Source organism: Candidatus Hakubella thermalkaliphila (genome assembly GCF_013281975.1).
Lineage (GTDB): Bacteria > Actinomycetota > Humimicrobiia > Hakubellales > Hakubellaceae > Hakubella > Hakubella thermalkaliphila.
Map to the genome: position 1 here is coordinate 1 of NZ_BLRZ01000146.1, position 3,321 is coordinate 3,321.

At 51.8% G+C, this 3,321-nt stretch carries 2 protein-coding genes; both read right to left on the reverse strand.

The genetic code is table 11. The features are described from left to right. Nucleotides 1-2,585 (reverse strand): molybdopterin-dependent oxidoreductase (locus HW443_RS13430; protein ID WP_308751102.1); only part of this gene is annotated, 2,585 nt, incomplete at its 3' end. A gap of 67 nt (nucleotides 2,586-2,652) precedes the next feature. Then, the coding region (locus HW443_RS10020; RefSeq protein WP_176238138.1) for an NADH-ubiquinone oxidoreductase-F iron-sulfur binding region domain-containing protein at nucleotides 2,653-3,321 on the reverse strand (669 nt) is incomplete at its 5' end.

Sequence of the window (3,321 nt, forward strand, 5' to 3'; positions counted from 1 at the left end):
GTGGTAGTCAGGATAACCGGGAGTGGCTTCGAGGGTGTGGACTGAAATGGTTGGTAATGGTAATGGTAATGGTAATGGTAATGGTAAAGCTTGCGAGCGGTGGTCAGGATAAAGGGGTATTCTTTATCGGTAGAATCAGCGGCTAGTGGCCGGTATTCTACAGTGGAGAACTGACCTATGCCGCGGGAAAATTTGCCTTTGTGCAGTATGGGTGTACCGGGATGGTCGATAGAGGTGCAGGGCCATTGTAAGCCTGCTTCTTCGAGACGCTCTATAGTCATGCCTAAGAAGTAGTGTGGTGTGAGTTCTCTTATTTCATCCCATACTTCAGCCGGAGAGTTATAGTTCCAGTTAAGGTTGAATTTTTGTGCCAGTGCCTGGATTATTTCCCAGTCGGGCTTGCTTTGCCCGCGTGGTTTGATGGCCCGGTGGATGAGCTGTACTCGTCTTTCTGTATTGATAAAACTGCCGTCTTTTTCGGCAAAGGAGACGGCGGGCAGTACTACATGGGCGTATCGAGCTGTTTCGGTCAGGAAGATGTCTTGTACTACCACGAACTCCATGTTTTCTAAGGTTTCACGAACGCGTTCGGTATGTGGACTGGAAATAATGGGGTTTTCTCCCATGATATAGATTACTTTAGGGCGCCTGCTGGGGTTGTCGTGGAACATATCGGGCATGGTGCGGCCGGCTACGTCGGAGAGCTCGACACCCCAGGCTTTGGAGAACTTGGCGCGTATTTCATCGCTGACGCTGTCAACCGGGACGGGATGCTCGAACTCTATACTGGTTATAGTTTCTACCTGGGTTGTGTTGTCTTTTTGTTCGATCTGGCGAGCTTTTTTGAGGCGCTGCCAGTAGGTACCTGTCCCTCTGTCGCTGTGTACCGGTTGATAACCGCTGAAGACGTTGGGCAGGCAGCCCATATCGCAGGCGCCCTGTACGTTGTTTTGACCGCGCAGGGGGTTCATGCCGGCGTGGGGTATACCCACATTGCCGGTGAGGAGGGAAAGGTTGGTTAAGGCTACAACATTTTCGGTGCCGCAGGTGTGCTGGGTTACTCCCATGCAGTAGACAATAGCACCACTGTCGGCAGCAGCGAAGAGACAGGCTGCAGTGATGATGTCTTCGGCGGGAACTCCGGTTATCTCTGAGACGTAGGCGGGGGTGTATTTGGCTACTATTTGTTCTAAGTATTTATAGCCCTGGGTACGGTTTTCGATGTATTCTTTGTCTTGCAGATCTTCTTTGATGATGACGTGTGCTAAGCCGTTGAAAAGGGCTATGTCGGTGCCGGGCTTGAATTGTAAATGGACATCGGCTATGTCGGCTAATGGAATACGACGCGGGTCGGCTACGATGAGTGTGCCGCCGTTCCTGACTGCTTCACGAATCCGGTACCCGATGACCGGATGGTTTGCTGTGGGATTGGAGCCGGTTACTAGAATAGCACCGGCACCTGAGAGTTCTTCTATGGTGTTGGTCATTGCTCCGCTGCCAAATACTGTGGCCAGACCGACCACGGTGGGAGCGTGTCAGAGACGGGCGCAGTGGTCAATGCTGTTGGTACCCAGGGAGCGGAGTAGCTTTTGGAAGAGATAGGCTTCTTCGTTGGTTACTCTGGCTGAGCTTATACCGCCCAGGGCTTCGGGACCGTATTTGTCTTGTGCTTCTTTAAATTTGGTTGCTACTAAGTCCAGGGCTTCGTCCCAGGTGGCTTCGACAAAGGTGCCGTCTCGTTTGATCAGGGGGGTGGTGAGACGGTCGGGGTGGTTGACAAAGTCGTAACCGAAACGCCCTTTTACGCAAAGCTGTCCTTTATTGACAGCATTATCACGGTCGCCGCGGACCGAGACTATTTGGTCTCCGCGTATGCCTAGATAAATGCCGCAACCGCTACCACAGTAAGGACAAATACTCTTCACTTCACGTTCTGGCTTCCGCATATTTTTGGGGACTAAGGCGCCCACGGGACATCTCACAACGCACTCTCCACAGGACTCGCATTTGGATTCTCCGATCGGCTTGTCCATAAGGGTGCTGATCCTGGTATCCAGTCCCCGGAAGGCAAAGCTGATAGCACTGACCCCGTTAATCTCATCACAGGTTCGCACGCAAATGCCGCAGAGAACACACTTATTAGGGTCACGGATAAAGAAGGGGTTCGAATGATCAAGGGGAAGGTCTCTGGCGGTTCGCTTTAAGCGCTGCAGACGTCCTTCCTCAATGCCGATATAGGCGGCGATCTCTTGAAGTTTGCAGTTGGTGTTCTGGGCGCACTGGAGACACTCGGAATAGTGGTTTACGATCAGGAGTTCGGCGGCAATGCGACGCATTTTATTTATCTCCGGACTTTCCGTTATTACCACCATCCCCTCCTCAACTGGCGCCTTGCAGGAGATGGTAAGACCCCTTCCTTCGATCTCAATCATGCACAGCCGGCATCCTCCAAAGGGCTTCAGATCAGGATGATAGCAGAGATGCGGGATATATATGCGGTGCTCAAGCGCCACGCTGAGTATAGTATCCCCTGCATTTGCCGTGACCTTTAACCCATCAATTGTAAAGCTGATTTTGTCCATCATCTTTAACCCCTTTTTCTTACTTCGATAGCAAACAGTCAATCGTGAAACTGATCCCAATCCGTCATCTTTAATCTCCGTTAGTTAGTCGTCCGGGAACACACTCCACCGCGCTGAAGCGCTTCGGGCATACGCTCAGGCATATCCCACATCGAGTACACTTATCCTGGTTGATCACATGAACCTCCTTCTTGCCGCCTTTAATTGCTCCGACGGGACACTCTCTAAGACAGCGCAGGCAAGCTTTGCACTTATCCGGCACAATATAATAGGAAATGAGCCCTCTGCACACTCTCGCTGGACACTTCTTTTCAAGGATATGGGCCTCATATTCCCCGCGGAAATAACGAATGGTACTGAGGACAGGGTTCGGTGCAGTCCGTCCCAGAGCACAGATCGAGCCTATTTTAATGCCCTCACCCAACTCAATAAGCAGGTCGATGTCCTCTATCCTGCCCTTCCCTTCCGTTATAGCGTTAAGGATCTCTAACATCTGCACACTTCCCAATCGGCACAAAGAGCACTGCCCACATGATTCCTTCTGGGTGAAGCCCAGGAAATAGCGAGCTACATCTACCATGCAATCATCTTCATCGAGGACTACCAGCCCTCCCGAACCCATGATCGCTCCCGCGGCGGTCAAAGATTCATAGTCTATACCGTAATCCAGGTGCTCCTCACAGAGACAGCCGCCTGAAGGGCCGCCTATTTGCACCGCTTTGAAGGCCTTGCCACCTGC